26 protein-coding genes and 2 pseudogenes are annotated in these 26198 nt (G+C 66.4%); 5 read left to right on the top strand and 23 right to left on the bottom strand.

Going from position 1 to position 26198, the window contains the following annotated elements:
• Positions 1-24: 24 nt before the first annotated feature.
• From QFZ33_RS07715 to QFZ33_RS07640, 16 genes and pseudogenes are all read right to left on the bottom strand, one after another.
• The gene (locus QFZ33_RS07715) at positions 25-1422 is read right to left on the bottom strand and encodes a S8 family serine peptidase (RefSeq protein WP_307026302.1); all 1398 of its coding nucleotides are present in this window, start codon (positions 1420-1422) and stop codon (positions 25-27) included.
• Between the two features lie 18 nt (positions 1423-1440).
• A pseudogene (locus QFZ33_RS07710) lies at positions 1441-2398 on the bottom strand (Ppx/GppA phosphatase family protein).
• Positions 2395-3069: a DUF501 domain-containing protein gene (locus QFZ33_RS07705; protein WP_307026300.1), complete on the bottom strand. Its 675-nt coding sequence runs from the start codon at positions 3067-3069 to the stop codon at positions 2395-2397. The pseudogene QFZ33_RS07710 and the gene QFZ33_RS07705 overlap by 4 nt, the downstream one beginning before the upstream one ends.
• Positions 3070-3144: 75 nt before the next feature.
• Positions 3145-3948, bottom strand: coding sequence for an FtsB family cell division protein (locus QFZ33_RS07700; protein ID WP_307026298.1), 804 nt, complete (start codon positions 3946-3948; stop codon positions 3145-3147).
• Positions 3949-4036: 88 nt separating this feature from the next.
• Positions 4037-5317, bottom strand: coding sequence for a phosphopyruvate hydratase (gene eno / locus QFZ33_RS07695; RefSeq protein ID WP_214849955.1), 1281 nt, complete (start codon positions 5315-5317; stop codon positions 4037-4039).
• 475 nt (positions 5318-5792) lie between these two features.
• Positions 5793-6227: pseudogene (locus QFZ33_RS07690) on the bottom strand (MazG nucleotide pyrophosphohydrolase domain-containing protein); the annotation flags it as partial.
• A gap of 73 nt (positions 6228-6300) precedes the next feature.
• Complete coding sequence (locus QFZ33_RS07685; RefSeq protein WP_307026295.1) at positions 6301-7446, bottom strand: adenosine deaminase; 1146 nt, start codon at positions 7444-7446, stop codon at positions 6301-6303.
• Between the two features lie 100 nt (positions 7447-7546).
• Entirely contained in the window at positions 7547-8230 is a 684-nt protein-coding gene (locus tag QFZ33_RS07680) for a DedA family protein (RefSeq protein ID WP_307026293.1), read from the bottom strand.
• Between the two features lie 102 nt (positions 8231-8332).
• Positions 8333-8950 (bottom strand): DedA family protein, encoded by a 618-nt coding sequence (locus QFZ33_RS07675; protein ID WP_307026291.1) that lies wholly within the window; start codon positions 8948-8950, stop codon positions 8333-8335.
• Positions 8951-8952: 2 nt separating this feature from the next.
• Positions 8953-10266, bottom strand: a complete 1314-nt coding sequence (locus QFZ33_RS07670) for a thymidine phosphorylase (RefSeq protein ID WP_307026289.1) — start codon at positions 10264-10266, stop codon at positions 8953-8955.
• A complete protein-coding gene (locus QFZ33_RS07665) occupies positions 10263-10664 on the bottom strand; it encodes a cytidine deaminase (protein WP_373427337.1) in 402 nt (133 codons plus the stop codon). The genes QFZ33_RS07670 and QFZ33_RS07665 overlap by 4 nt, the downstream gene beginning before the upstream one ends.
• A 208-nt stretch (positions 10665-10872) precedes the next feature.
• Complete coding sequence (locus QFZ33_RS07660) at positions 10873-11901, bottom strand: NADP-dependent oxidoreductase (RefSeq protein ID WP_307026286.1); 1029 nt, start codon at positions 11899-11901, stop codon at positions 10873-10875.
• Entirely contained in the window at positions 11898-12329 is a 432-nt protein-coding gene (locus tag QFZ33_RS07655) for an organic hydroperoxide resistance protein (RefSeq protein ID WP_307026284.1), read from the bottom strand. The genes QFZ33_RS07660 and QFZ33_RS07655 overlap by 4 nt, the downstream gene beginning before the upstream one ends.
• 52 nt (positions 12330-12381) lie before the next feature.
• Positions 12382-12816 carry a MarR family winged helix-turn-helix transcriptional regulator gene (locus QFZ33_RS07650; RefSeq protein WP_307026282.1) on the bottom strand — a complete coding sequence of 145 codons (435 nt, stop codon included), beginning with the start codon at positions 12814-12816 and terminating at the stop codon, positions 12382-12384.
• A gap of 165 nt (positions 12817-12981) precedes the next feature.
• Positions 12982-14181, bottom strand: a complete 1200-nt coding sequence (locus QFZ33_RS07645) for an amidohydrolase (protein WP_307026280.1) — start codon at positions 14179-14181, stop codon at positions 12982-12984.
• A 149-nt stretch (positions 14182-14330) separates the two neighbouring features.
• A complete protein-coding gene (locus tag QFZ33_RS07640) occupies positions 14331-15464 on the bottom strand; it encodes a mannose-1-phosphate guanylyltransferase (protein WP_307026278.1) in 1134 nt (377 codons plus the stop codon).
• Between the two features lie 257 nt (positions 15465-15721).
• Between QFZ33_RS07640 and sdhC the strand changes: the two genes are divergently transcribed.
• The 5 genes from sdhC (at position 15722) to QFZ33_RS07615 (ending at position 20252) form a co-directional block, all read left to right on the top strand.
• Positions 15722-16102, top strand: a complete 381-nt coding sequence (gene sdhC / locus QFZ33_RS07635) for a succinate dehydrogenase, cytochrome b556 subunit (RefSeq protein WP_076798412.1) — start codon at positions 15722-15724, stop codon at positions 16100-16102.
• 3 nt (positions 16103-16105) lie between these two features.
• A complete protein-coding gene (locus QFZ33_RS07630) occupies positions 16106-16597 on the top strand; it encodes a succinate dehydrogenase hydrophobic membrane anchor subunit (RefSeq protein ID WP_102970629.1) in 492 nt (163 codons plus the stop codon).
• A gap of 105 nt (positions 16598-16702) precedes the next feature.
• Positions 16703-18505, top strand: coding sequence for a succinate dehydrogenase flavoprotein subunit (gene sdhA, locus QFZ33_RS07625; RefSeq protein ID WP_307026275.1), 1803 nt, complete (start codon positions 16703-16705; stop codon positions 18503-18505).
• A 1-nt stretch (position 18506) separates the two neighbouring features.
• Positions 18507-19289, top strand: coding sequence for a succinate dehydrogenase iron-sulfur subunit (locus QFZ33_RS07620; RefSeq protein WP_307026273.1), 783 nt, complete (start codon positions 18507-18509; stop codon positions 19287-19289).
• 192 nt (positions 19290-19481) lie between these two features.
• Positions 19482-20252 carry an alpha/beta hydrolase family protein gene (locus QFZ33_RS07615; protein ID WP_307026270.1) on the top strand — a complete coding sequence of 257 codons (771 nt, stop codon included), beginning with the start codon at positions 19482-19484 and terminating at the stop codon, positions 20250-20252.
• Here the strand turns inward: QFZ33_RS07615 and QFZ33_RS07610 are convergent.
• From QFZ33_RS07610 to QFZ33_RS07580, 7 genes are all read right to left on the bottom strand, one after another.
• Complete coding sequence (locus QFZ33_RS07610) at positions 20209-21273, bottom strand: YihY/virulence factor BrkB family protein (protein WP_307031705.1); 1065 nt, start codon at positions 21271-21273, stop codon at positions 20209-20211. The two genes, QFZ33_RS07615 and QFZ33_RS07610, sit on opposite strands and share 44 nt — an antisense overlap.
• Positions 21274-21310: 37 nt before the next feature.
• Positions 21311-21907 carry a 2'-5' RNA ligase family protein gene (locus QFZ33_RS07605; protein ID WP_307026269.1) on the bottom strand — a complete coding sequence of 199 codons (597 nt, stop codon included), beginning with the start codon at positions 21905-21907 and terminating at the stop codon, positions 21311-21313.
• A 16-nt stretch (positions 21908-21923) separates the two neighbouring features.
• Complete coding sequence (trpS, locus tag QFZ33_RS07600; protein WP_307026267.1) at positions 21924-23012, bottom strand: tryptophan--tRNA ligase; 1089 nt, start codon at positions 23010-23012, stop codon at positions 21924-21926.
• A 20-nt stretch (positions 23013-23032) separates the two neighbouring features.
• On the bottom strand, positions 23033-23866 hold the full coding sequence (locus tag QFZ33_RS07595; RefSeq protein WP_307026265.1) for an exodeoxyribonuclease III: 834 nt from the start codon (positions 23864-23866) through the stop codon (positions 23033-23035).
• Positions 23867-23876: 10 nt separating this feature from the next.
• Positions 23877-24440, bottom strand: coding sequence for a hypothetical protein (locus tag QFZ33_RS07590; RefSeq protein ID WP_307026263.1), 564 nt, complete (start codon positions 24438-24440; stop codon positions 23877-23879).
• Positions 24441-24540: 100 nt separating this feature from the next.
• A complete protein-coding gene (locus QFZ33_RS07585; protein WP_307026262.1) occupies positions 24541-25374 on the bottom strand; it encodes an ABC transporter permease in 834 nt (277 codons plus the stop codon).
• A complete protein-coding gene (locus QFZ33_RS07580) occupies positions 25371-26189 on the bottom strand; it encodes an ABC transporter permease (RefSeq protein WP_307031704.1) in 819 nt (272 codons plus the stop codon). The genes QFZ33_RS07585 and QFZ33_RS07580 overlap by 4 nt, the downstream gene beginning before the upstream one ends.
• Positions 26190-26198 lie beyond the last annotated feature (9 nt).

Below are 26198 nucleotides of genomic sequence, written 5' to 3'. Positions count from 1 at the left end.
TACAGTACTTTGTGAAAATCTTCACTAACTTGGCCGGTCTGCCGGATCCACCCTCGTGACCGCGCCAGTCTCCGGCTCGTCCACTCCCCCGCCCGACGCACGATAGGCCCGCCTCAACTGGACAGCACCCGCCGCAATAATGGCTATGAAGAGCGCGCCGAACCCGATGACCACTGCCGCCGGCAACGCACTGTCCAGCTGTGACGGCGGCACGGCGACCGGCACCGTCGCCTTGGGCAGCGTAGCCTGCGGGGTGGGCACCCCTGCCGTCGGCTCGGGCGCGGGAGTGGCAAAGTTCCCGCGCCGGTGGACACGGATCCACTCCGCGATGGAACCCAGCGGGTTGGCCTTCGTTTCGGCCACATCGTCCTTGAGCGCAGCCTCCGCATTGAGGACCCCGAAGCCGTACAGCGGGTCCTTGCCCGGCGCGCCCTCGTCCTTGGCGGTGGAGACGATCCTGTTGATGACCTGCTTGGCACTCATCTCCGGCCACTTGGAGCGGATCAGCGCCGCAACGCCGGAGACGATGGGGGTGGCACCGGACGTGCCGGCCCATTCCGCGTAGCTGCCGCCGGGCAGTCCGCCGGCGAGCTTCTCCGCCGGCGCGGCCACGCCGATGCTGATGCCCTGGGAGGAGGAATCGGTGCTCGCCTGTCCGGTCCGGTCCACGCCGGCAACGGTCAGCACGCCGGGGATGGTGGCCGGAGCCCCCACCTGCACGTTGCCGCCGACGCGGTTACCGGCCGCGGCCACGATGACCACGTCCTTCTGCTCGGCGTACAGAAAGGCGGCGTCCCAGCTTTGCGGCCACTCCGGCGACGTGCTGCCCAGCGAAATGTTGATGACCTTTGCGCCACTGTCCACCGCCCAGCGCACAGCCTCCGGGATCTGGTCCTGGTCGCTCTTGCCGCCAGGGTTGGCCGATCCCAGCCAAGTGGATACGGAGAGGATCTGCGCCTCGGGCGCCACGCCGATAATGCCGTCCGGCATGGCTTTGGATGCCGTCGCGGTGGCGTTCTGGGAGGGCTTGGAGCTGGCCGACGTCTTCTTCGGCGCCTGGTGCCCGCGGCCCGCAAGCATGGTGGCCACGAGTGTGCCGTGCTCGGGCTTGGCACCGATGCTCTTCTCGCCGTCGGGGGCGCCGGCACCGGAAACGTCATGGCCGCCGGCCAGCACGCCCTTGAGGTCAGGATGGCTTCCGTCCACGCCGCTGTCGATCACAGCGACCTTCACGTTGGCGCCTTTGGAGACTTCCCAGGCCTTGGTGATGCCGGCTTCCTTGAGCCAGTACTCCTTGTCCCGCCAGGAATCGGCCTGCGCGGCCGGTGCGGTGGCGACGGCGGACGCGGCGATGCCACCGGCAAGCACCGCGGACAGAAGGGCCGAGACCGTCCGGCGAAGCCGGGCTGTTGCTCTGGTCATTCAGAATCCAATTTTCGGTTAACTCGGTGCCTCGGCACTCAGGGCAATTCCGTCCAGAATATCGTGCTCACTGGCGGTGGCCGTAATTATGCGGCCGCCGCTGAGCTCGCCCATGCGGGTGAGGATGCGCCGCCAGACCAGCGCGCCGGCGCCGATGACGTCCACCCGGCCGGGGTGCATGTACGGCAGTTCCGCCCGCTGCGCCCGCGTCATCTGCAGCAGATCGGTGGCCGCGGCCTGGACAGCGGAGATGGACAGTTCTGCGCCGTGGATGGCCCCCGGCAGGTATTCGGGCAGCCTGAGGGCGTGCGCAGTGATGGTGGTGATAGAGCCGGCAACCCCGACGACGGCGGTGCTGCGTTCGAGCGGAACGTCCAGTCGCGCTTCGGCGATGGCGGCGTCGACGTCGGCCTCCGCGGCGGCGATCTGCTCCGTCGTGGGCGGGGTCCGATGTGAGGTGGCGTTCGGTGAGCCTGACGCAGCCGATGTCCACGGACCTTGCGGCGATCACGCCGCTGGCGTCGCCGAGCACGAACTCCGTGCTGCCGCCGCCCAGGTCCACCACCAGCACCTTGTCCTCTGCCGAAATGGGGAGCACGCTGCTGGCGCCGGCGAAGGAAAGCGCGGCTTCCTCGTGGCCGGTGATCACCTCGGGCTCCACCCCAATGAGGTTCTGGATGCCGTCCACGAACGCCTGGCGGTTCCGGGCGTCTCGGCTGGCCGAGGTGGCCACGAACCGGACTTTCTGGGCCTGGTACTCGCGGATGAGCGCCGCGTAGTCGGCCGTGGCTGCGAAGGTTCGTTCCAGCGCTTCGGGCGCCAGCTCCCCGGTGGCGTCCACGCCCTGGCCGAGCCGCACCACCCGCATTTCACGCACGACGTCGGTGAGCTTCGTGGTGCCGTTGCTGCGGTCGATGTCGGCGATGAGCAGGCGGATGGAGTTGGTTCCGCAGTCGATGGCGGCCACCCGGGTCATGCGCCTGCCTCCGCTGCGTCCGTCTTGGATTTGCGGACGGGCGCCGGCCGGCCGACGATATCCGGCAGTCCCTGCGGCCCGTGGCGGCTGAGGTCCCTGGACGGCGCCTCGCCGGCCGTGTCCCATGCACCCTCGCAGTGGCAGCGGTCGGCGGTCCACCATTCGCTGATGGCTGCGATGGCTTCGTCGCCCAGCGGATTCACGCCCGCACCGGCGGCCAGCGAGTGTCCCACCAGGACGTGCAGGCACTTGACTCGGGTGGGCATGCCGCCCGCCGAGACGCCGTCGATCTCCGGGACGTCGCCGATCCCCGACCGTGCCCCGATGGCGGCACGGGCAGCCAGGTATGCCTCATGCGCCGCTTGGTAGGAGGCTGCCAGGGACTCGTCGGCGGCAAGCCGGTCATTCATGTCGTTCATGAGGCCGCCGGCCTCAAGCCGGGAGACCGCTGACGTGATGACGGGGTGCGTCAGGTAGAACGTGGTGGGGAAGGGAGTTCCGTTGCTGAGGCGCGGGGATGTCGCGGCCACAAGCGGGTTCCCGCAGACGCAGCGCGCCGGGATTTCCACAACGTCGCGCACCGGCCTCCCAAGCTGGCGGCTGAGCACGTCGAGGTCCTGTGCTGATGGCTGCCTGGCGTCACCGGGGGCGGTTGCCGTGTTGTCGTCCACTGGCGTGGCCGTCCTTCCTGCCCGGATCTGGCTGCCCCGAAATTCCGGTAGGCAGTCCCGCGGCGGGCGCCGCTCCTAGTCTGTTGCCGAGCGCCTGATGGACTCCCAGAGGGAATCCACCCAGGGCACGTCGGCGGGGTCTTGTGTTTCTGCAGCACTGGGCTGGCTGCCTGATGCGCCGGCCGGCAGGTCGCTGCCGAAAACCCAGTAGCCGGTCTCACCCGGCATAACCATGTTAATGCGATCGCGTGCCTGCTGCTTGACATAGTTGGGGTCCTGCCAGCGCGAGACCTGCCGTTTGAGGTTGTCCTGGTCCGCCTTGCTGTCCGAGATGTCCGACTCCAGGGCCGCGATTTCTGCCCGCTTGTCGATGAAGATCTTCACGGTGGGGGCCAGCATGATGGTGATGGCAACCATCACCACGGCCAGCGCCAGCATGCGGCCGGAGAACGCCTTGGCAGGAACAGGGTCGAGGTTGTCTTCCCCGGCGGTGACGGCGGATGATCCGGACTTTCCGCGGCTGCTGCCTGTCTTTCCGGCGCTAGCCTGGGTGCCCGCGCCAGCTTTTGGGGCAGCGCCAGCCTCTGAACCGGTGCCCCTCGTACCTGAGCCCTTCGCACCGGCGCCTGTGGTACTCGCGCCCGTGGCGCCCCTGGAACCCGTGCCAGTCTTCGCAGCAACGCCAGATTGGATACCAGCGCCGTTGGCCCTGCCCGCTGCCTTGGTCTCGTGTGCCGTTCCCGTTCCGGCTTCGTGGGTGGCTTGCGCCGAGCGGGGGCCGCGGAAGTCCGCCTGGATAACGTCTCCCCCGGCAGAGCCGGCGGAGGGCTGCTGTGCTGGTGGGGTCACCCTGGGAACTTTGGGACGGCGGGTAGCCATGACACTCCTGTAACGTGTGGGCGCCTAAAACAAAACCGGTGGCTATGGTCTTTCCACCATAGCCACCGGTCAGCTGTTTCTTTGGCTACTAGGCCTTGAAACGCGGGAACGCGCTGCGGCCTGCGTAGCGTGCGGCGTCGTCGAGTTCCTCTTCGATGCGCAGCAGCTGGTTGTACTTGGCAACGCGCTCGGAGCGGGCCGGGGCACCGGTCTTGATCTGGCCGGCGTTGGTGGCAACGGCGATGTCGGCGATCGTGGTGTCCTCGGTTTCGCCGGAGCGGTGCGAGGTGATGGTGGTGTAACCGGAGCGCTGGGCCAGGGAAACGGCGTCCAGGGTTTCGGTCAATGAGCCGATCTGGTTGACCTTGACCAGCAGGGAGTTGGCCGTGGCGGCGTCGATGCCCTGCTGCAGGCGCTCGGGGTTGGTGACGAACAGGTCGTCGCCCACCAGCTGGACCTTGTCACCGATGGTGTCGGTGAGGATCTTCCAGCCTTCCCAGTCGTTCTCGTCCAGCGGGTCCTCGATGGAAACCAGCGGGTAATCGGCAACGAGTTCGGCGTAGTAGGCACTCATCTCGGCGGCGCTCAGGGCCTTGCCTTCGAACTGGTAGGCACCGTCCTTGAAGAACTCGGAGGAGGCGACGTCCAGGGCCAGGGCGATGTCGGTGCCCGGGGTGTAGCCGGCGTTCTTGATGGCTTCCTGGATCAGGTCAAGGGCAGCGCGGTTGGACGGCAGGTTCGGGGCGAAGCCGCCCTCGTCGCCAAGGCCGGTGGAGAGACCCTTCTGCTGCAGCACGGACTTGAGGTTGTGGTAAACCTCGACGCCCCAGCGCAGGCCCTCGGAGAAGGTCTCGGCGCCGATGGGGGCGATCATGAATTCCTGGATGTCGACGTCGGAATCCGCGTGCGAGCCGCCGTTGAGGATGTTCATCAGCGGAACGGGCAGGACGTGGGCGTTCGGGCCGCCCAGGTACTTGTACAGCGGCAGGTCGGCGGAAGCTGCCGCGGCGTTGGCAACGGCCAGGGAGACACCGAGGATGGCGTTGGCGCCCAGCTTGGCCTTGTTGGCGGTGCCGTCCAGGTCGATCATGGCCTGGTCGATGCTGCGCTGGTCGGTGGCGTCAAAGCCGGTCAGGGCCGGGGCGATCTGGTCGATGACGGCGTCAACGGCCTTCTGGACACCCTTGCCGAGGTAGCGGCCCTTGTCGCCGTCGCGCAGTTCAACGGCTTCATGCTCGCCGGTGGACGCACCGGACGGAACGGCAGCGCGGCCGATCTGGCCGTCGGAGAGGAGAACTTCAACTTCGACGGTGGGGTTGCCACGGGAATCGAGGATCTCGCGGGCGTGGATGGCATCGATAAGCGCCATGGATGTGCTCCTTGTGGGCGATTTACTGGGGACTTTAGGGGAAAAAATCTCGACGTCCTCGTCAGTGACTAGCGTAGTCGAGAGTGGTGCACGTTACGGAAACCTATCCAGAACCCGGACGTCATGATCCGGGCGCGGAAGTCTCCGGATGGCGGTTCTGGTATCGCCGCACGGCCCCGCGGAGGGCGCGTTCGGCGTCGAACCCCCTGTTCCGGGCCGAATGGACGACGGCGAGCAGCAGCTCGCCGAGTTCGGCTTCGGTTTTTATCGTTTCGGCCAGAGCGGTTTCGACAAGCTCAACCAACGGGGTTCGTTCAACCAACGGGGTTCGTTCAACCAACGGGGTTCGTTCAACCAACGGGGTTCGTTCAACCAACGGGGTTCGTTCAACCAACGGGGTTCGTTCAACCAACGGGGTTCGTTCAACCAACGGGGTTCGTTCAACCAACGGGGTTCGTTCAACCAACGGGGTTCGTTCTACCACCGGGGCTTGCAGCCCGGCCCGCTCGGCCCGGTCAAGGGTTTTCTGGGCCCGGGCCAACGCGGGCAGAGCCACCGGGATGCCTTCGAACGGCGTGCTGCGCTGCGGGCTTTCGGCCTTTTTCACGGCGTCCCACTTGAGCACGATCTCCGCCACCGTGGCGGGAAAGGAGTCCTGGAGGGTTCCGTCCGGACGAAACACGTGGGGATTGCGGCGGATCATCTTATGGGTGAGGCCGCGGGCGACGTCACCGAAGCCGAACACGCCTCGCTCCTCGGCGAGCCGGGCGTGCAGCACCACCTGGAGCAGCACATCGCCCAGCTCGCCTTTCAGTTCAGCTTCATCCGCACCCGTCTCGATGGTCTCGGCCACTTCATAGGCCTCCTCCAGCAGATACTCCACGAGCGACTCGTGAGTCAGTGCACCCATCCAGGGGCAGTGCTCGCGGAGGGCGGCGATCACCCTCAGCAGCTCCGCCGTTTCACTGGCGGGTTCAGGAATTTCAGCCAAGGTCGCCGTACGCGTCGTTGATGTACTCCACGAGGGCTTCCTTTTCCTCCAAGGGAAGGAAGGATGCTTCGGCTGCGTTGAGCGTGAGTTCCAGCAGGTCGTCGAGGTCGTAGTCGAAGGTCTCCACTAGGAGCTCGAACTCGTCGGTGAGTGTCACGCCGCTCATGAGGCGGTTGTCCGTGTTGATGGTTACGTTGAAGCCCAGCTGGTAAAGCATGTCCAGCGGGTGGCTTTCGATGCCCTCACCGAAGCCGGCAATGGCACCGGTCTGCAGGTTGGAGGACGGGCAGATTTCCAGGGCGATGCCGCGGTCGCGGATCCAGCTGGACAGGTTGCCGAGGGTGACCACGCCGATGTTGTCGCTGTCCTCGTCGTCGGCGTCGTCCTCGTCGAACTCCACCATGATGTCCTCGGCGATGCGCACACCGTGGCCCAGGCGCAGCGCGCGGCCGTCAACCAGGGCGGACTGGATGCTGTCCAGTCCGGCGGCTTCGCCGGCGTGCACCGTGGCCGGGAAGTTGTGTTCGGCCAGGTAGGTGAAGGCGTCCCGGAAACGCGACGGCAGGAAGCCGTCTTCGGCTCCGGCAATGTCGAACCCTACAGCGCCCTTGTCGCGGTGCCGAACGGCGAGCTCGGCGATTTCCTGGCCGCGGTCGGCGTGCCGCATGGCCGTGATCAGCTGGCCCACCTGGATCTCGCGGCCGGTCTCGGCCACGGCCTCCACGCCGGCGTCGAGGCCCTCCTGGACGGCTTCGACAACCTCGTCCAGCGTCAGTCCGTTCTGGAGGTGCTGCTCCGGCGCCCAGCGCACTTCGCCGTACACCACGCCGTCGTCCGCCAGATCCTCCACGAACTCCTTGGCGACACGGACCAGGCCTTCCTTGGTCTGCATGACGGCGACCGTGTGGTCGAACGTCTCAAGGTAGCGGACCAGCGAGCCGGAGTCGGCGGATTCGCGGAACCATTCGCCCAGCGCGGTCGGGTCTGTCGACGGGAGGGCGTGCCCCACGGCCTCCGCCAGCTCGATGATGGTGGCAGGGCGCAGGCCGCCGTCCAGGTGGTCGTGAAGGGATACCTTGGGCAGGCTCTTCAGGTCGAAGTCAAGGGCAGGGGCGGCGTCAACGATTGGCTCAGTCACGTACCAACTCTAGGGTTGCACCGGCGGCAATGCCAACGGGCGCGCTGCATGGCGACGGGCGGCCCGGATGGCCGCTCAGCCGTGCTGCCAAGCACCGGCCCTAAGCCACGCGGCTGCTCTGTTCCGTGACGTTGCCCTGATCCGCCGCCGGGCTCTCTTCCGGAACCGCGGCATCATTGCGGCCGAGTCGCTTGTGCCACCAGCGCAGGGCGTGGTCGATGACGATGCCCAGCAGGATGGCAAACACGACGGCGATGCCGGCGCCCAGCAGCGGGTTGCTGTGGAGCCACGGAAAAGAGCTGGCGACGAGGCCGATCCCGATCGAATAACCCACCCACGTGAAGCAGGCCAAGGCGTCCAGCAGGAAGAACCGGCGGTGCGGGTATCCGGTGGTGCCGGCGACGTAGTTCACCGCCACGCGTCCCCACGGGATGTAGCGCGCCGTGAAGATCAGCACAGCGCCGCGCTTCTCCAGTTCGTAGCGCGCCCAGCCGAAGACTTTCTGCACCCTGGGCCTGCGCATCCACTTCCAGCGCTCCAGGCCGATCTTCCGGCCCAGCATGTAGGCCATGTTGTCGCCCGCCATGGCGCCGGTCAGGGCAGTCAGGCCGAGGATCCACAGGTTGGGCTCCCCGCTGTGCCGGGAAAAGGCCGCCAGCGCCACGATGAGCGTCTCGCTGGGGACCACCATCGCGAACCCGTCAACGAAGAAGAACATGAGGAGAACGGGATAAATCCACCACTGACCCGCTGCATGGAGCACGGCCTCATTAATAAACTCCACGCGGGTGTTGCTCCTCGGCAATATAACAGGACAGGAAGTGACGCAAATCGCTCTTTAGTGTCGCACGGCCGGAGGATAGTCCGCTACGCCTTGATTGGAAAGTCAACTTTCCTGGAGCGGATCCTGTATGCGGCCCCGCAGCCGGTTAATGCCGAGGTCCACCAGGATGCCCAGCACAATGGCGCAAACAATGGCGATCACGGCCCCCAGCAGGTGGTTCTCCTCGAACCACTGGCCGAAGAACAGCCCGATGGCGACGGAATACGAGGCCCAGAGGGTGGCGGAAACCACAGTCAGCCCGATGAAGCGCGGATGCGAATAGTGGGTGGCACCCGCGGTCAGGTTGACTGCCACCCGGCCGATGGGGACGAACCGCGCAACGAGGATCAGCGACGCCGGCCGTTTGCGCAGCTCCCGCCCGGCCCACCGGAACGCGCGCTGCATGCGCGGCCCGCGCATCCAGGCCCAGCGCTGTGTGCCCACACCCCGGCCGATGAGGTAGGCGGCGTTGTCGCCGGTGAAGGCGCCCAGTCCTGCTACGGCGGCGAGCAGCCACGGGTTGGGGACGTCCGCCGTCGCGGCGACGGCTGCCAGCCCCACCACCACCGATTCACTGGGAATGGGCGGGAAGAAGCCGTCGATGACGCAACAGGCCAGGACTATGAAAAGCACCCAGGGCTGCCCGGCCGCAGCCAGGATGAAGTCATTGATGGCCTGCACGGTCAGGCGATGCGGTCGATGATGAGCTGCTGGGCAGGCCTGGAGCCAACCGGTGCGATGGTGACGGCGTGTTCAAGCGCCTCCTTGGCCCGGGCAAACTTCTCCGGCGTGTCCGTCAATAGGGTCATCAGCGGTTCGCCGGCACGCACAGTTGCGCCAGGCTTGGCGTGCAGGCGGACGCCCGCGGCGGCCTGCACGGCGTCTTCCTTCCTGGCCCTCCCGGCACCGAGCCGCCAGGCCGACACACCCACGGCGAACGCGTCGAGCTCCACGAGGACTCCGTCGGCGGGCGCGTAGATGGTTTCAGATTCCCGAGCCACCGGCAGCTTCGCCCGCGGGTCCCCGCCCTGGGCCTCGATCATCCGGTTCCAGACGTCCATGGCCCTGCCGTCTTTGAGTGCCGCGGCCGGATCGGCGTCGGGAACACCGGCGCACCGCAGCATCTCCTCCGCGAGCCTCACCGTCAGTTCGACCACGTCGGCCGGGCCGCCGCCGGCGAGGACCTCTACGGATTCCTCCACCTCGATGGCGTTGCCCGCGGTCAGCCCGAGCGGGGTGCCCATGTTGGTCAGCAGGGCCACGGTTTCCACCCCGGCGGCCTTGCCCAGCGCCACCATGGTCTCGGCCAGTTCGCGCGCGCCGGCCTCGTCCTTCATGAAGGCCCCGCTGCCCACCTTGACGTCGAGCACCAGCGAGCCCGTGCCCTCTGCTATCTTCTTGCTCATGATCGAGGAGGCAAGCAGTGGGATCGCTTCCACCGTGCCGGTGACGTCGCGGAGCGCGTAGAGCTTCTTATCGGCGGGAGCGAGCCCGGCGCCGGCGGCGCAGATGACGGCGCCCACATCCTGGAGCTGGGCCATCATCTCGTCGTTGCTCAGGGCCGCGCGCCAGCCCGGAATGGATTCCAGTTTGTCCAGCGTGCCGCCGGTGTGGCCCAGTCCGCGCCCGGACAGCTGCGGCACAGCCACGCCGAAGACGGCCACGAGCGGCGCGAGCGGCAAAGTGATCTTGTCCCCAACCCCGCCCGTGGAGTGTTTGTCGGTGGTTACCTTCACGCCGCCGTCGGGCCGCCGGAGACCGGAAAAGTCCATCCGTTCGCCCGAGGCGATCATTGCCGCGGTCCACTGCGCGATCTCGGCACGGTCCATGCCGTTGAGCAGGATGGCCATGTTCAGGGCGGCCATCTGCTCCTCCGCGATGACGCCACGGGTATACGCGTCGATGGTCCAGTCGATCTGTTCGGGGCTCAGTGCGCCCTTGTCGCGCTTGGTCCGGATGATGTCGACGGCGTCGAACGCCTCGGTCCTCTGGGTCACCGGGTTCCCTCCAGGTGTTCGGGTCCAAATGCGTCGGGCAGCACCTGGTCAATGGTCTTGATCCCACGCGTCGTCATGAGCTCCATACCGGGCGCCCGGAACTCGTACAGCAGCTGCCGGCAGCGTCCGCAGGGCATGAGCACGTTGCCGCCGCCGTCCACGCAGCAGAAGGCCCGCAGCAGGCCGCCGCCGGTCATCTGCAGGTTTCCCACGAGGACGCACTCGGCGCACAGCGTCAGGCCGTAGCTGGCATTCTCCACGTTGCAGCCGCTCACGATCCGGCCGTCCGCCGTGACGGCCGCGGCACCCACCGGAAAGTTCGAATAGGGCGCGTAGGCGGCCTTCATGGCGTCGAGCGCAGCGGCCTCCAGGGCCGGCCAGTCGATGCTGGCGCCCATTTCGTTGGCGTCGTTCTGCACGGCCGTCACCCCTTGGCGTACGGGATGCCGCTGGCCGGCACCCTGGTGCGCCGCAGCGCACTCATGAGCCCACTTTAGTGTCCTGCTCCCTGTCCGGGTAACGCGCCGAGCGCGAACGGACACTTGCGGCCCCTCAGCAGGGGCATAAGTGTCCGTTCGCGCTCGGGAGTGACGGCAGTTGCACTGGTTAGATCCGGACGAGCATCTTCCCGGTGTTCCCGCCGTCGAGCATGTCCATGAAGGCCTGCGGCGCGTTCTCCAGGCCGTCAACCACCGTCTCGTCGTACCGGACGGTGCCGTCGGCCAGCCAGCCGGCCATCTGCCCGGCGAACTCGGCGGAGTGCTGGCGCTGGCCGCCCACCAGGAACCCGCGCAGCGTGAGCTGTTTCCCGATAGCCACGGCGAGGTTGCGCGGCGCGGCCGGCGGCTCCGTCGAGTTGTACTGGGCGATGGCTCCGCACATGGCCACACGGCCGCCCACGTTCAGGACGGACAGCGCCGCTTCAAGATGGTCACCGCCGACGTTGTCGAAGTACACGTCTATGCCATCACTGCCGGCGGCGGCCTTCAGCTGCTCCAGGACCGAGGCATCGCGGTAGTTGAACGCCGCGTCGAAGCCCAGGTCCAGCAGCCGGGTCACTTTCTCCGGCGTGCCCGCGCTGCCAATCACCTTTGAGGCCCCCCTCGCCTTGGCGATCTGCCCCACGAGCGAGCCCACCGCGCCGGCGGCGCCCGAGACGAACACGGCATCGCCGGGCTTGAACTCCGCAACCTTCAGCAGGCCCGCGTACGCGGTGAGTCCGGTCATGCCCAACGCACCCAGGAAGGCTGAGGCCGGGGCGAGGTCCGTGTCCGCGGGAGCTGTCCGCTCCGCATCCACCACCGCATGCTCCCGCCAGCCGAGTTGATGTACGACGACGTCCCCCACCCTGCGCTCATCGGACCGGGACGCGATCACCTCACCCACCGCACCGCCGTCGAGCGCTTTGTCCAGCGCAAACGGCGCTGAATAGGATTTGGCGTCGTTCATGCGGCCGCGCATGTACGGGTCCACCGAGATGAACAGGTTCCGGACCAGGACCTGGCCCTCCTTGAGGGCCGGGACTGCCGTCTCGGCCAGCCTGAAGTTCTCCGGGACCGGCCGCCCTTCCGGCCGGGAGGCCAGCTGGATCTCCCGGGTGGTCACCGGGAACGCTGTTGCTGCGCCCGCGCTCACGCTGCGAACTCCACGAGCGTGAGTGCGACGTCCATGTTGCCGCGGGTCACGTTGGAATACGGGCAAATGCTGTGCGCCTTGGCCATGAGGCCCTCGGCAGTGCCGCGGTCCAGTGCGGGGAGTGCGACTTCCAGCTCGGCGGCCAGGCCGTAGCCGTCGCGGTCCTCGAGGGCGCCAAAGTGGATCTTGGCGGCGACAGCGGAGTCCGTGAGGTCTGCCCGGGCCTGCCGGCCGACCACGCGGAGCGCGGAGTGGAAGCATGCCGCATAGCCGGCGGCGAATAACTGCTCCGGGTTAGTGCCCTGGCCGCTGCCGCCCAGCTCCACCGGGCTGGCGAGGTTGACGTCGAGTTTGCCGTCCTTGGTTCGCGCGGAACCGTCGCGGCCTTCGCCGGACGCCAAGGCCTCGGCTGTGTAGAGAGTCTTCACTGTGTTTCCTTCTGGTGGGGAGGCTTGGTGGTTTGGTGTTTTGGGCGCTGCGTTAGAGCGAATCGTGCAGGGCTGCTGTGAGCTTGCCGAGGGTTTCGCGCAGCTGGTCAAGGTCGCCGGGGCTCAGGCCCGCTGCGGCCGCGAGGTGCTGGGGCACGCCGGAGGCTTTGCCGCTCAGGGCCTTGCCGGCGTCGGTCAGGTGCACGGCGACGCGGCGTTCATCCGCCGCCGAGCGCCGCCGCTCAACGAGTCCCAGCGCTTCGAGCCGCTTCAGAAGGGGCGAGAGGGTTCCCGAGTCGAGCCCAAGCTCCTCCCCCAGTTCCCGCACGCCGCGCGGCTCGTTTTCCCAGAGCACGAGCATGACAAGGTACTGCGGGTACGTCAGGCCCAGCTCCTCCAGGAGCGGGCGGTAAACGGCGGTGGCAGCCCGCGACGCGGAGTAGAGGGCAAAGCACACTTGGCGGTCAAGACGCGGAGCATCGGGCATACCCACAACGGTAGCGGGCAATTCAATTGCGCACAACTTACCCGGGCAAAGGAATGCGCGAACGGACACTTGCGGCCCGGACTGGGGGCTTAAGTGTGTCCGTTCGCGCTCGAAGCCGGGGGCTTAAGTGTGCGTTCGCGCTGGGAGCGGTGGGGTTGCGCCGGCCTAAAGGTCGCGGATGGTGCGGAGCGCTGCGGCGGTTAGGACCTGGATACCGTAGCCGAGGGCACGCTCGTCCAGGATGTAGTCGCCGCGGTGAAGGTCGTACTCCTCGCCGCCGGGAGTTTTGGTGCCGAGGCGCATCATGGCTCCCGGCAGCTCGGCAAGGAACCAGGCGAAGTCCTCCCCGCCCATGGACTGCGGGGTCAGCACCACTGCGCCCTCGCCGATCTCGGCGCGCGCCGAGGCCTCGATCAGTGCCGTCTCATGCTCGGAGTTGACCACCGGAGGAACGCCCCGGGTGTGCTCCAGCCGCACGTCGACGCCGTAGGGCGCGGCCACCTGGTGCACCACTTCATCCAGCAGTTCACCGGCGCTGTGCCAAGCGTCGCGGTCCAGGCACCGCATGGTCCCTGCCATGTATCCGGTGCCGGGGATCGCGTTGGGCGCCGAGCCCGCGGAGATGTGTCCCCACACCACGGAGACGCCGCTGCGGACATCCACCCGGCGGGACAGGACGGCCGGCACGTTCACGGCAATCTGCGCCAGCACGAAAACGAGGTCCTCGGTCAGGTGCGGGCGCGAGGTGTGCCCGCCGCGGCCGGACAGTTCAATCCTGATGGTGTCCGACGCCGAGGTGATGGCGCCGATGCGCGTGCCAATCTTGCCGACTTCGATGCGCGGGTCGCAGTGCAGTGCCAGAATGCGGGGCACGCCTTTTAGGACGCCCTGCTCGATGCAGGAGTGCGCCCCGCCGGGCATGGTTTCCTCGGCAGGCTGGAAGATGATGCGAACGGTACCGCCCAGCGGGGACTCCTGGTGCATCCGGTGCAACACCAGCGCGATGCCCAGCATGGTGGTGGTGTGCACGTCGTGGCCGCAAGCGTGCGTGACGCCGTGGTTCTTCGAGGCGAAGGGCAGTCCGGTTTCCTCGATGATCGGGAGCGCATCGATGTCGCCGCGCAGCGCCGTGGCGATCGGACCCTCGCCGATGTCCACGGTCAGGCCGGTGCCCTCCAGCCGGCGGGGCTCGAGGCCTGCAGCCTCGAGCCGCTCCGCCAGCTTGTCGGTGGTCCGAAATTCCCTGAAGGACAGTTCGGGGTGCGCATGCAGGTCACGGCGAAAATCGATCAGTTCCGGCAACAGGGGCTCTAGCCACGGCCCCACCAGGGCGGTGGGCTCAGCTTCAGTAGTGTAATTGCGCACACCTCAACTGTAGCGAGGCCGGGAAAATTAGCGGCATCGCCTTCTCCGCGTTACGTGTTCGCCGTCTCGGCTTTAGGTGGTGCTGGATGGCATTACCTATGGCTGGAGGGCGCCGGATTGCTTGGGCACCCTCCAATATGGTCGGCCCGCTATAGAACGTCGGTGTCGCCGCTGGCCTTCAGCGCGTCCACTGCCTGCTTCACCCGCTGGGAGTGCTGCTTGGTGGTGACCAGCAGCGCATCCGGGGTGTCCACAATGACGACATCCTTGATACCGATCAGTGCGATGACGCGTTTCGTGTCCGAGACCACCACGCCGCTCGCGTTTTCGGTGAAGACGCGGGCGCCCTCGCCGAGGACGGTCACCTCGTCCACTTCCTTGGCGCTGTTGAGCCGGCCCACGGAGGCGAAGTCACCGACGTCGTCCCAGCGGAAGGAGCCGGGTACGACCGCGACGTCCCCGGCCAGCGCTGCGGGCTCGGCGACCGCGTAGTCAATGGCGATCTTGGGCAGGGTGGGCCAGATCCGGGCCGTGACTTCGTCCCGCTGCGGGGTGTCCCAGGCCTGTGCGATTTCCTGGAGGCCGTTGAACAGCTCGGGCTGGTTCGCTTCCAGGTGCTTGAGCATGAGGGAAACGGGCGCTACGAACATGCCGGCGTTCCAGACGTACTCGCCGCTGTCCACGTACTGCTGGGCGACGTCCTCGTCCGGCTTCTCCACGAACTCCACCACCGCTTGGGCACTGGGCGCGCCGGGGATGTTCAGCGAGTTTCCGGACCGGATGTAGCCGAAGCCCGTAGACGGGTGCGTCGGCTTGATGCCGATGGTCACGATTTTGCCGGCTGCGGCGGTGTGGATGGCTTCGCGGACGGCCTCCTGGAAGAGACCGTCGGGGCTGATTACGTGGTCTGCAGCGAAGGAACCCATGATGATGTCCGGGTCCCGCTGGTGCAGGATGGCTGCGGCCAGGCCGATGGCGGCGCCGGAGTCCTTGGGTTCACTCTCGAGCACGAGGTCGCCGTCCTGAACCTCGGGCAGCTGGCTGCACACGGCGTTCCGGTGCGCCACGCCAGTGACCACGAGGACGCGGTTACCGGCCAGCGGTTCAAGACGGTCGTACGTGGCACGCAGGAGCGTGCTGCCCGAACCTGTGAGGTCATGAAGGAATTTGGGAGCTGCTGCACGTGACAGAGGCCAGAGGCGGGTCCCCACACCGCCTGCAGGAATCACAGCGATAAAACGGCTGAGAGGTGAATCCTGGCTTGTCACTTTGTCGTTACTCATCAGGCCCTACTTTAGCCGACGCACCTCAAGGCCGTCTTTCGCGGCCGGCCAGCATGTGGATACAGTGGAAATAGATGTGGTCTTCGTCTCAAAATAGCCGAAAATCCGCACAGTACGTGGCGGGCAAGGAACGCCTGAATTGAATAAGCTGTGAGCGAAGCCTAGATTTAGGCCTGAGCTACGAGTGCTCTCGCAGTAGGCGTTCCCCCCGCGTGGATCCCACGCCAGCGCCACTGTTTTGCAGGGAGGTTTATTCAGTGCCGACGAAACCAGCTGGCACCTTGTACCGCGGCCGTGAGGGCATGTGGTCTTGGGTTGGACACCGCATTACTGGTGTAGTGATCTTTTTCTTCTTGTTGGTCCATGTGCTGGACACCTCCCTGGTGAGGGTGTCGCCTGAGGCCTACACCGCAGTAATCGGTGCTTACAAGAACCCGCTGATGGCCCTGGGTGAAACGGGCCTCGTCGCAGCGATCGTGTTCCACGCCTTCAACGGCCTGCGCATCATCGCTGTCGACTTCTGGAAGAAGGGCGCCAAGTACCAGCGTCAGATGCTTTGGGTGGTGCTGGGCCTGTGGGTCGTCACCATGGTCGCCTTCGCCATCCGCCACCTGTCCCTCGCGCTCGGAGGTCACTAAGCCATGTCTGCAACTGAGATCCAGTCCCCGCGCAGCGGACAGATCGCCGGCAAGCCCGAGTCCGGCAAGATCGCCCCGAAATACCGCCGCAACGGCAACTCGCGCGGCAACTTCGAAATGCTGGCCTGGCTGTTCATGCGCCTCTCCGGCGTGGTGCTGGTAGTGCTGATCTTCGGCCACCTCATCGTGAACCTCCTGGTGGGCGAAGGCATCCATGCCATCGACTTCGGCTTCGTAGCCGGCAAGTGGGCAGATCCGTTCTGGCAGTTCTGGGACCTGGCCATGCTGTGGCTCGCCATGCTGCACGGCACCAACGGCGTGCGCACCATCATCAACGACTACGCCGAGAAGGACTCCACCCGCTTTTGGCTCAAGATGGTCCTCTACGCAGCCTCTGCCGTCATCATCATCCTCGGCACCCTGGTGATCTTCACCTTCAACCCGTGCCCGGTGGTGGACGGCGTCCAGCTGCCCGGCGGCTTCTGCCCCGCGTAGCATCCCGTGGCGGCCCGCCATCCATTGGCGGGCCGCAGTTCTGTGCGGAGACGGCTCAGACCGCCCGCTGTTTTATTGCGAATTTTGAGAGAAAGAGCGTCTGGTATGCAGGTCCATAAGTACGACGTCGTCATCGTCGGTGCCGGTGGCGCCGGGATGCGCGCCGCGATCGAGTCCGGTCAGCGTGCGCGAACAGCAGTACTGACCAAGCTGTACCCCACCCGCTCCCACACGGGTGCGGCGCAGGGCGGCATGTGTGCAGCCCTGGCCAATGTCGAGGAAGACAACTGGGAATGGCACACCTTCGACACCATTAAGGGCGGCGACTACCTGGTTGACCAGGACGCCGCCGAGGTCATGGCCAAGGAAGCCATCGACGCGGTGCTGGACCTCGAGAAGATGGGCCTGCCGTTCAACCGCACGCCCGAGGGCCGCATCGACCAGCGCCGCTTCGGCGGCCACACCCGTGACCACGGCAAGGCTCCGGTGCGCCGCGCGTGCTACGCCGCCGACCGTACGGGCCACATGATCCTCCAGACCCTGTACCAAAACTGCGTCAAGCACAACGTTGAGTTCTACAACGAGTACTACGTCCTGGACCTCCTGACCGTCGAGGAAGACGCCGTGCGCGAAGACGGCACGCCGTTCAAGCAGAAGCGCGTGGCCGGCGTCGTGTCCTACGACCTCGCCTCCGGCGAGCTGCACGTCTTCCAGGCCAAGTCCGTGGTGTTCGCCTCCGGCGGCGCCGGAAAGGTCTTCAAGACGACCTCCAACGCCCACACCCTGACCGGTGACGGCATGGGGATCGCGTTCCGCCGCGGCATCCCTTTGGAGGACATGGAGTTCTTCCAGTTCCACCCGACCGGCCTCGCCGGCCTCGGCATCCTCCTGTCCGAGGCGGCCCGCGGCGAAGGTGCCATCCTGCGCAACTCCGAGGGTGAACGCTTCATGGAGCGCTATGCCCCCACCATCAAGGACCTCGCCCCGCGTGACATCGTGGCCCGCTCCATGGCCAACGAGGTCCGCGAAGGCCGCGGCTGCGGCCCGAACAAGGACTACGTGCTCCTTGACCTGACGCACCTTGAGCCCGCCCACATCGACGCCAAGCTGCCGGACATCACCGAGTTCGCCCGCACCTACCTCGGCGTGGAGCCCTACACGGAGCCGGTTCCCGTCTTCCCGACGGCGCACTACGCCATGGGCGGCATCCCGACGAACATCACCACCGAGGTCCTGCAGGACAACGACACCGTGGTTCCGGGCCTGTACGCTGCCGGCGAGGTGGCCTGCGTTTCCGTGCACGGCTCCAACCGCCTGGGCACCAACTCCCTGCTGGACATCAACGTGTTCGGCAAGCGCGCCGGCATTGCGGCCGCCGAATACGCCAAGACGGCCGACTTCGTGGAGCTGCCGGAGAACCCGGAAGACTTCACCATCCGCCTGCTCGATGTGGCCCGCAACGCTAACGGCACCGAGAAGGTTTCCGCGATCCGCAAGGAACTGCAGGACACCATGGACGCCAACATGCAGGTGTTCCGCACGGCAGACACGCTCAACCAGGTCCTCAGGGACATCGAGTCCTTCGAGGAGCGGTACCAGCGCATCAACGTCCAGGACAAGGGAAAGCGCTTCAACCTTGACCTGCTGGAGGCTGTTGAGCTCGGGTTCCTGCTGGAGCTGGCCAGGGTCATGACGGTTGCTGCCCTGCACCGTGAGGAATCCCGCGGCGGCCACTTCCGCGAGGACTTCCCGGACCGCAACGACGAAAAATTCATGAAGCACTCCATGGCGTACAAAGAAGACCACGCACCGGCCGACGGTTCCGCGGAGGAGGCAATCGCCGGTGTCCGGCTTGCCACCAAGCCGGTTGTCTTTACGCGCTACGAGCCGATGGTGAGGAAGTACTAATATGTCCGCTGAACTTGCTGAGCCAGCCTCCAAGATCGAACTTCCCGCCGGTGTTGGCGGCGGCGGGGAAATCCCGACGTTCGACATCACCCTGCGCGTCCGCCGCTACGATCCCGAGGTTTCCGCGGAAGCCCGCTGGGACGACTTCAAGCTGACCATGTACGGCACGGACCGCGTGCTGGACGCCCTGCACAAGATCAAGTGGGAAGTGGACGGCAGCGTCTCCTTCCGCCGTTCCTGCGCCCACGGCGTCTGCGGTTCCGACGCCATGCGCATCAACGGCCGCAACCGCCTTGCCTGCAAGACCCTGCTGAAGGACCTGGACACGTCCAAGCCCATCACTGTTGAGCCCATCAAGGGCCTGCCGGTGGAGAAGGACCTGATCGTGGACATGGAGCCGTTCTTCCAGTCCTTCCGCGAGGTTATGCCGTTCCTCATCAACAAGGGCCACGCGCCCACGAAGGAACGCCTGCAGTCCGCCGAGGACCGTGAGCGCTTCGATGACACCACCAAGTGCATCCTGTGCGCTGCGTGCACGTCCTCCTGCCCCGTGTTCTGGACCGATGGCCAGTACTTCGGCCCGGCAGCAATCGTGAACGCCCACCGGTTCATCTTCGACTCCCGTGACGACGCCGGCGACATGCGCCTGGAGATCCTCAACGACAAGGAAGGCGTGTGGCGCTGCCGCACCACCTTCAACTGCTCAGAGGCGTGCCCCCGCGGCATCCAGGTCACGCAGGCCATCGCAGAGGTCAAGCAGGCCATCCTGGCCCGCAAGATCTAAGGTTTCAACGCGGACGACGGCGTCGCTCACCACGTACGGTAAACGTACGGTGAGCGGCGCCGTCGTCGTTTCAGATATTGGTGATCGAGCCCGTCGAGATCCCGGTTTCTCCCCACCCGCCCCCTGACCTCGCAAGCTCGGCCAGGGAACCCGGCGGACGTGGGCCCAGCTCAACCACCAGGGAGGACACAGATGCACCGCTCGGAAAAAGTCTCGTTCAAAGGCACCACCGGCGAACTGCTCTCCGGCATTCTCGATGTGCCGGACGGCCCGGTGAAGGGCTGGGGCGTCTTTTCGCACGGCTTCACGCTGGGCAAGGACAGCCCCGCGGCGTCCCGGATGTGCAAGGCGCTGGCGGACAACGGGATCGGCATGCTCCGGTTCGACAACGTGGGCCTCGGCGGCTCAGGGGGCCAGTGGTCCGCCGGGTCGTTCAGCCACAAGGTGGCGGACACCGTCCGGGCTGCGGAGTACATGCGGGCCGAGGGCCGGGCCATCTCACTGCTGGTGGGGCATTCCTTCGGCGGCGCCGCCGTCCTCGCGGCCGCGTCCCAGATCCCGGAACTCGATGCGGTCGCCACTGTCGGGGCGCCCTTCTCCCCCAAGCATGTGGCCCACGTGTTCGACGCGGCGCTCGACAGGATCCTCAGCGAAGGCAGCGCCGAGGTGGACCTGGGCGGCAAGCGCGTGGAGATCCGCCGGCATTTCGTGGAGGACCTCGAGAACGCCGACCTCACGGACTGCATCAAGCGGCTGCACAAGCCACTGATGGTCCTGCACTCCCCCACGGACAACACCGTGGGCATCGAGAACGCCAGCACGATCTTCCAGACCGCCCGCCATCCGCGGAACTTCGTCTCGCTGGAGGGCAGCGACCACCTGCTGACCGGCAAGGGGCAGGCGGCGCGGGCCGCGAAGATTATCGCGGCGTGGGCCGACCAGTACCTCGACGCCGGACACTGACGCCCACGGGGCGCGGGTGCTCGGCCGGGTGGCGCCCTTCCACAGGCGTCTTTCCGGGCTGCACCTGCCGTGACCCCCAGCCGGTGGTCTTGGCTGCAGGCGAGGCCTTCAGGTCCTCCTCACGGATGGCTGACCAGGACGCGGCGACAAGGTAAACCTGGCTGACCAGGTTGAACCAGATCAGCAGCCCGATAATGATCGCGAACGGCGCCAGGATGGGGTTGCGTCCGGCACCGGCCAGCAGTTCGGTGCTGAAGACCTGCAGCACAGTGGTGCCCACGCCCGCGAGGATCGTTCCTTCCAGCAGCGCCCGCCGGGACAGCTTCAGGCCGCCGGCCAGGCGGAACATGATCAACGCCGTGATCCAGCTCAGGACCAGCGGCACGGCGATCTTGATCAGCGCCGCCAGCGGACCGGCCGCGGCCGGGTCCAGGCGGAGCTGCTCCATCGCCCAGCCCGCCGCGGTGCCGAACACGAGGGACGCACCCGAGCTGATAATCAGGGCGACGCCGAGCAGAAGCAACGTACCGGCGTCGTGTAGTTTCAGGACCACCGGATTGAGTTTGAGCGGTCCCAGCATCATCACGCCGCGGAGCCCCTCCCGGAGGCCGGCGATCCAGCCCAGGGACGTAATGATGGTGACGACGGCGGCGATCACTGCCGTCCAGCCGAGACCGTCCGGGTTCAGGAGGTCCTTGGGGTCCACCAACCCGTCGCCGCCGTCGACCTTCAGCAGCCCGGGGGCGCTTTCGGCCACGCTGGCGATGATCCGGTCCAGGAGCGCGGGCTGGCCGCGGAGCGCCAGCCCCGCGACGGAGAAGCCTATGGCTAGCAGGCCGGTGATGGAGAAGAACATGTTGAAGCCGGTGCCCGCGCTCATCAGCGGGCCGTGCTGCCGTGTGTAGTGCTGCCAGGCCCGCATCGGGCGGAAGGCGTTCAGCCGGGCCTGCAGCCACTGGACCAGGGCCATGAGCTGGGGAAACGCTCCCTGGCCGGACCTGCGGGCCTTGCCCCACTCCACCTGCTTGCGGATGACCTCCAGCAGCAGCTGCGCACGTTCAGTGGGTAGCGGTGGCTCCGTCGGCGTTTGTTGCCCGGAGTGCGTCCCGTTCGTCGTCTGGTTCGGTACCAAAGTCAAGCTCTTCCCGTAGCTGCCAAATACCGTCGGTGTCGTGCTCGTAAAGTCCCATGCTAACCACCGGGAAGGTGGCCCTGTAGTCTTTCAGCACCGTTTCGGCCTCATCGAGGCTCTCGGGTGCGACGTCGTGGGCAATGGTCACATGGGGATGGTAGGCGAAAGGCAGCGCACGTTCGAGCGGCCCGGTCTGGAGCTTTTCGTGCAGGTCGACGCATTCCTGGAAGCCGTCCTCCACGTTGATGAAGACCACCGGGGAGACGGGCCGGAAGGACCCCGTTCCGCTGATGGTCACCATGAAAGGCGCCTGCGTCCGGGCCACCTGCCGCACGTGGTCACGGGCCGCTTCCCAGTCATCGGTGGGCGTGGTGGTGACCAGCGTGATGTGCGCCGGGATGACGGTGGCCATGGGGTCCCCGAAGGAAGCCCGCCACCGCTGCAGTTCCTCGGCGATTTCAGGCGGGAAGCCCAGAATGACCCCTAGGCTCATTCCGTTGCTGACTCCGCTGTTGGCGGGCATGGGGGCCGGCATCTCGCTAGCGGGCTCCGGCATATGGCAGGAAGCCGGTCTTGGCATAAACGTCCGCGAGGGTGGCTGAGGCGATTGCGCGGGCCTTGTCGGCGCCGTGGGCCAGCAGGCGGTCCAACTCGGCCGGGTCGGCCAGCAGCTCGTTCGCGCGGTCGCGGATCGGGGTCAGGCGCTCCGTCACAACCTCGGCAAGGTCCACCTTGAGGTGGCCGTACATCTTGCCCTGATAGTCGCCAACGAGTGCATCCACCGACCGGCCCGTGATGGCCGAGTAAATGGTCAGCAGGTTCGAGACCCCAGGCTTGGTTTCCCGCTCGAACCGGATTTCCGTCTCCGTGTCCGTGACCGCCGACTTGATCCGCTTTGCGATGACCTTCGGATCATCCAGCAAGTTGATCAGCCCGGTCGGGGATTCTGCCGACTTGGACATCTTGGCGGTGGGGTTCTGCAGATCGTAGATCTTCGCGGATTCCAGCTGAATGAAGGGCTTGGGCACGGTGAAGGTTTCGCCGAAGCGGGAGTTGAACCGGGTGGCGAGGTCGCGGCTGAGCTCGACGTGCTGGCGCTGGTCCTCTCCCACCGGAACGCCGTGGGGCTGGTACAGCAGGATGTCCGCGGCCTGCAGGATGGGGTAGGTGAACAAGCCCACGCTGGCCTGGTCCGAGCCCTGCTTCTGCGCCTTGTCCTTGAACTGTGTCATGCGGGACGCTTCGCCGAAGCCCGTGATGCAGTTCAGGACCCAGGCCAGCTGGGCGTGTTCGGGAACCTGGGACTGGACGAACAGGGTGCACTTGTCCACGTCCACGCCGCCGGCGATGTACTGCGCCGCCGTGACCCGCGTCCGGCGTGCCAGCTCGGCGGGGTCCTGGGGAACTGTGATGGCGTGCAGGTCCGGGATGAAGAAGATGGCGTCGTACTCGTCCTGCATCCGCACCCAGTTCACGAGGGCGCCGAGGTAGTTGCCAAGGTGCAGCGAGTCCGCGGAGGGCTGCATGCCGGAGAGGATGCGGTGCCGGATCCCGGCAGCCGGCTGGGCTCCGTTTGCTGCTTCGGGCTGCGCAGCTGCGGCGTCGGTCACGGTGGAAGTGGAGGTCATTCGTCGGAAACCTTCTGGAACTAGAGCCGGTAGTCCACTACCAGCGGGGCATGGTCAGAGAAGCGGGTGTCCCACGAGGGTGCCCGGTCCACGACAGCCGAAACTGCTGCGGCCGCGAGGGCGGGGGTGGCCAGGTGGTAGTCGATGCGCCAGCCGGTGTCGTTGTCGAAGGCCTGGCCGCGCTGCGACCACCAGGTGTAGGGGCCGTTGACGTTACCCGCCAGGCCCCTGTGAACATCCTTCCAGCCGATCTCCTCACCGAAGAAGCGGTCAAAGTAGGCGCGCTCCTCGGGCAGGAAGCCGGCACGTTTGACGTTGCCCTTCCAGTTCTTGATGTCCAGCTCGGTGTGGCCGACGTTCAGGTCACCGGTGACCAGGGCGTGGTCGCTGTGCTTGGTGAGCTCTGGCAGGCGCGTGCTCATGATATCCAGGAAGCGGTACTTGTCCTCCTGCTTGGGGGTGCCGGCCTCGCCGGAGTGCACGTAGGCGCTCACGACGGTCAGCTGGGACGCGTTGCCTTCGGCGTCGCGGACCCGGAAGTCCGCCTCCACCCAGCGGCCGGCCGTGGCGAAGTAGTCATCGCCGATGTGGTCGCGGGTGACGAGAGGCTCCTCGCGGGAGGCGATGGCGACGCCGGCGCGGCCCTTGGCCTCGGCTTCCGCGTGCAGGATGTGCCACCCTTCGCCGATGAGCTGGCGGACGATTGCGTCAGGGGCCCGGACCTCCTGCAGCGTCAGGATGTCCACTTCGCGGGTCGCGAGCCATTCCGACATGCCCTTTTTGTAGGCAGCACGGAGGCCGTTGACGTTGACTGTTGCGATGCGAAGGTGGTCCTTCTTCAATGCCGAGCTCACCCGTTCCACTCTAGTCGATGATGGTTCCGGTCACGGGCTCGCCGGAGCCGCCGGACGACTTGATCATGTCACGTGCGTTGGTGGCGGTGATTTCGATGGTCTCCAGGGCGCGGCGGATGGTGTCCTGGTCGGCGGCTGCGCCCTTGGCCCGCTCCTGCTCCACCACGCGCACCTGCACCTGCACGATCTTGAAGGAGTGGTCGAGCTTCATGTCCCGGAGCTCCTCCACCTCGCCGCGTTCGCGGACCAGGCGGGTTCCGCCGTGGTCGGCCGAAACGGTGGAAGGGGCGCGGCCCGTGGCGGCGTTGAACGCGTTGTGCGCCTCGTTGATCTTCGCCCCGGCCTTCTTGGCCGCCCGCTGGATGCTGAAGACCACGAAGGACGCCAGCGCCAGCCAGAACAGCGCGATGACCGCAACAACCCAGCCGACGACGTCGTTCTGGTTGGCGGCGAAGATCACTGCCACGAGGAAGGCGGTGATCAGGACCAGCAGGCCCGGACCGCTGATGCGGAACATGGAAAATCCGCCCCGGCCCGGGGTGGATGAAGACTTGGAGCTGCCCAGAGATTGCATGAAGCTATTCTCTCAAATCGCCGGGCGGCTCCAGGACGCTTCCACCGGCGGCGAACACCTTGCAGGCGTGCAGCCGGCGGACACCTCCCGGAAAGCAGCCCTACTTCAGGAACAGGCTCCGCAGCCGGCCGGTGGTGAGCATGAGGCCCAATACGATCATCACCAGGTAGTAGCCCACGTGGATGGCCGTCGCCGGCGTGAAGGAGGCCGCGCTGATCTGCCGCAGCAGCTCCACGCCGTGCCACAGCGGCATGGCCTGTATCAGCCACTGGATGTACTCGGGGTAGACGCTCAGCGGATAGAAGGTGGCACTGAACAGGAACATTGGCAGCATGATGAAGTTCACCCAGTCCATCTGCTGGAAGGTCTTCATGAAGCTCGTGATGCCCATGCCGAAGCTGGCGAACCCGAACGCGATCAGCACCGAGGCCGGAATCATCAGAAGCGCCCACGGGGTGGTGATCAGGCCCATCAGCCCCATGACCGCCGTGAACCCGGTGGCATACAGCAGACCGCGCAGCAGGGCCAGGAAGATCTCGCCGATGGCCACGTCCAGGGGCCCGAGCGAGGTGTACAGCATCCCTTGGTAGAGCTTGGCGAAGTTCATTTTGAAGAAGACGTTCCAAGTGGAGTCATACACCGCCCCGTTCATGGCCGAGACCGCCAGGAGCGCCGGCGCGATGTACGCCGCATAGCTGATCTCCTGGCCGCCCGGACCGGCGACGGATCCCACCACGGCACCCAACCCGACGCCCATGGAAATCAGGAACAGTACCGGCTCGAAGAACCCGGACAGCATGACCATCCAGTTGCTGCTCTTGGTGGCCATCAGCCCGCGCCCGATCACCGCCCGGGCATTGCGTGAATACAGCGGGCCGAAGCGCCGGTTCCGGGCTTCCTCGGTGACGGCGTGCCCGTGGGTCAGGAGTGTCACTGCCCCATCCTCCTGATGAATTGGCGCTTGGTGAGGACCCAGCCGAACCAGGCCAGGCCCAGCAGGAACAGGACATGGATGACGGTCAGCACCGGGGATTCCTCGTAGCCGAAAGTCATCACCCGGCCCAGCTCCGTGCCGTGCCAGATGGGCGAGATCCAGCCGATCCAGCGGACCAGCACTGGCAGGGTGTCCAGCGGGAAGAACGTGCCGGAGAACAGGAACAGCGGCATGACGATGAACCGCATCACCATGGCGAACTGGCCCTTGTCCTCCTTGATGGATGTGGCGTAGGCCATGAGCGGCAGGCCGAACGAGAGCCCGGCCAGGGTTGCCACCAGCACGGAGCCCCAGCCCCAGCCACTGGGTGACGCGCCAAACAGGGCGACGATGACGAAGTAGATGACGGACTGCAGCAGGAACCGCAGGGTCACCGCGATGATCTGCCCCGCCGCGATCTGCTCCGGGGTCAGCGGGGAGGCGTGCGGCCCGTAGTAGACGCGGCGCCATTTGAAGCCGTCCATCACCGGGAACGTGAATTCGGTGGCCGCCGTCATGACCGCGGCAGAGACGAGCAGTGCCGGGGCGATGAAGGCGATGTAGCTGACGCCGCCGAACGCGGAGACAGCGTTGGTGTCCACCAGCGTGGCCAGGCCGACGCCCATCGCGAAGAGGTACGCGGCGGGCTGGCCCACGCTGTACAGGAAGATGGACCAGCCGTACCCCTTCATGACGCGCAGGACCTGCTCGGCGTAGTAGAAGGCGCCCCAGCGCCGCGCCTTGGCGGCCGACACCTCTGGAGGGTGGGCGCGCAAGGTGCCTCC

Source organism: Arthrobacter globiformis, assembly GCF_030815865.1.
GTDB classification, from domain to species: domain Bacteria; phylum Actinomycetota; class Actinomycetes; order Actinomycetales; family Micrococcaceae; genus Arthrobacter; species Arthrobacter globiformis_B.
This window is presented reverse-complemented; position numbering and strand designations above follow the sequence as displayed.

Excerpts from the sequence above, each read along its gene's own strand:
- QFZ33_RS07715 (WP_307026302.1), bottom strand. The coding sequence starts at position 1,422 with ATGACCAGAGCAACAGCCCGGCTTCGCCGGACGGTCTCGGCCCTTCTG.
- QFZ33_RS07700 (WP_307026298.1), bottom strand. The coding sequence starts at position 3,948 with ATGGCTACCCGCCGTCCCAAAGTTCCCAGGGTGACCCCACCAGCACAG.
- eno (WP_214849955.1), bottom strand. The coding sequence starts at position 5,317 with ATGGCGCTTATCGATGCCATCCACGCCCGCGAGATCCTCGATTCCCGT.
- QFZ33_RS07665 (WP_373427337.1), bottom strand. The coding sequence starts at position 10,664 with ATGGGCGCCAGCATCGACTGGCCGGCCCTGGAGGCCGCTGCGCTCGAC.
- QFZ33_RS07650 (WP_307026282.1), bottom strand. The coding sequence starts at position 12,816 with ATGCCCGATGCTCCGCGTCTTGACCGCCAAGTGTGCTTTGCCCTCTAC.
- QFZ33_RS07640 (WP_307026278.1), bottom strand. The coding sequence starts at position 15,464 with ATGAGTAACGACAAAGTGACAAGCCAGGATTCACCTCTCAGCCGTTTT.
- QFZ33_RS07630 (WP_102970629.1), top strand. The coding sequence starts at position 16,106 with ATGTCTGCAACTGAGATCCAGTCCCCGCGCAGCGGACAGATCGCCGGC.
- sdhA (WP_307026275.1), top strand. The coding sequence starts at position 16,703 with ATGCAGGTCCATAAGTACGACGTCGTCATCGTCGGTGCCGGTGGCGCC.
- QFZ33_RS07620 (WP_307026273.1), top strand. The coding sequence starts at position 18,507 with ATGTCCGCTGAACTTGCTGAGCCAGCCTCCAAGATCGAACTTCCCGCC.
- QFZ33_RS07615 (WP_307026270.1), top strand. The coding sequence starts at position 19,482 with ATGCACCGCTCGGAAAAAGTCTCGTTCAAAGGCACCACCGGCGAACTG.
- QFZ33_RS07605 (WP_307026269.1), bottom strand. The coding sequence starts at position 21,907 with ATGCCCGCCAACAGCGGAGTCAGCAACGGAATGAGCCTAGGGGTCATT.
- trpS (WP_307026267.1), bottom strand. The coding sequence starts at position 23,012 with ATGACCTCCACTTCCACCGTGACCGACGCCGCAGCTGCGCAGCCCGAA.
- QFZ33_RS07590 (WP_307026263.1), bottom strand. The coding sequence starts at position 24,440 with ATGCAATCTCTGGGCAGCTCCAAGTCTTCATCCACCCCGGGCCGGGGC.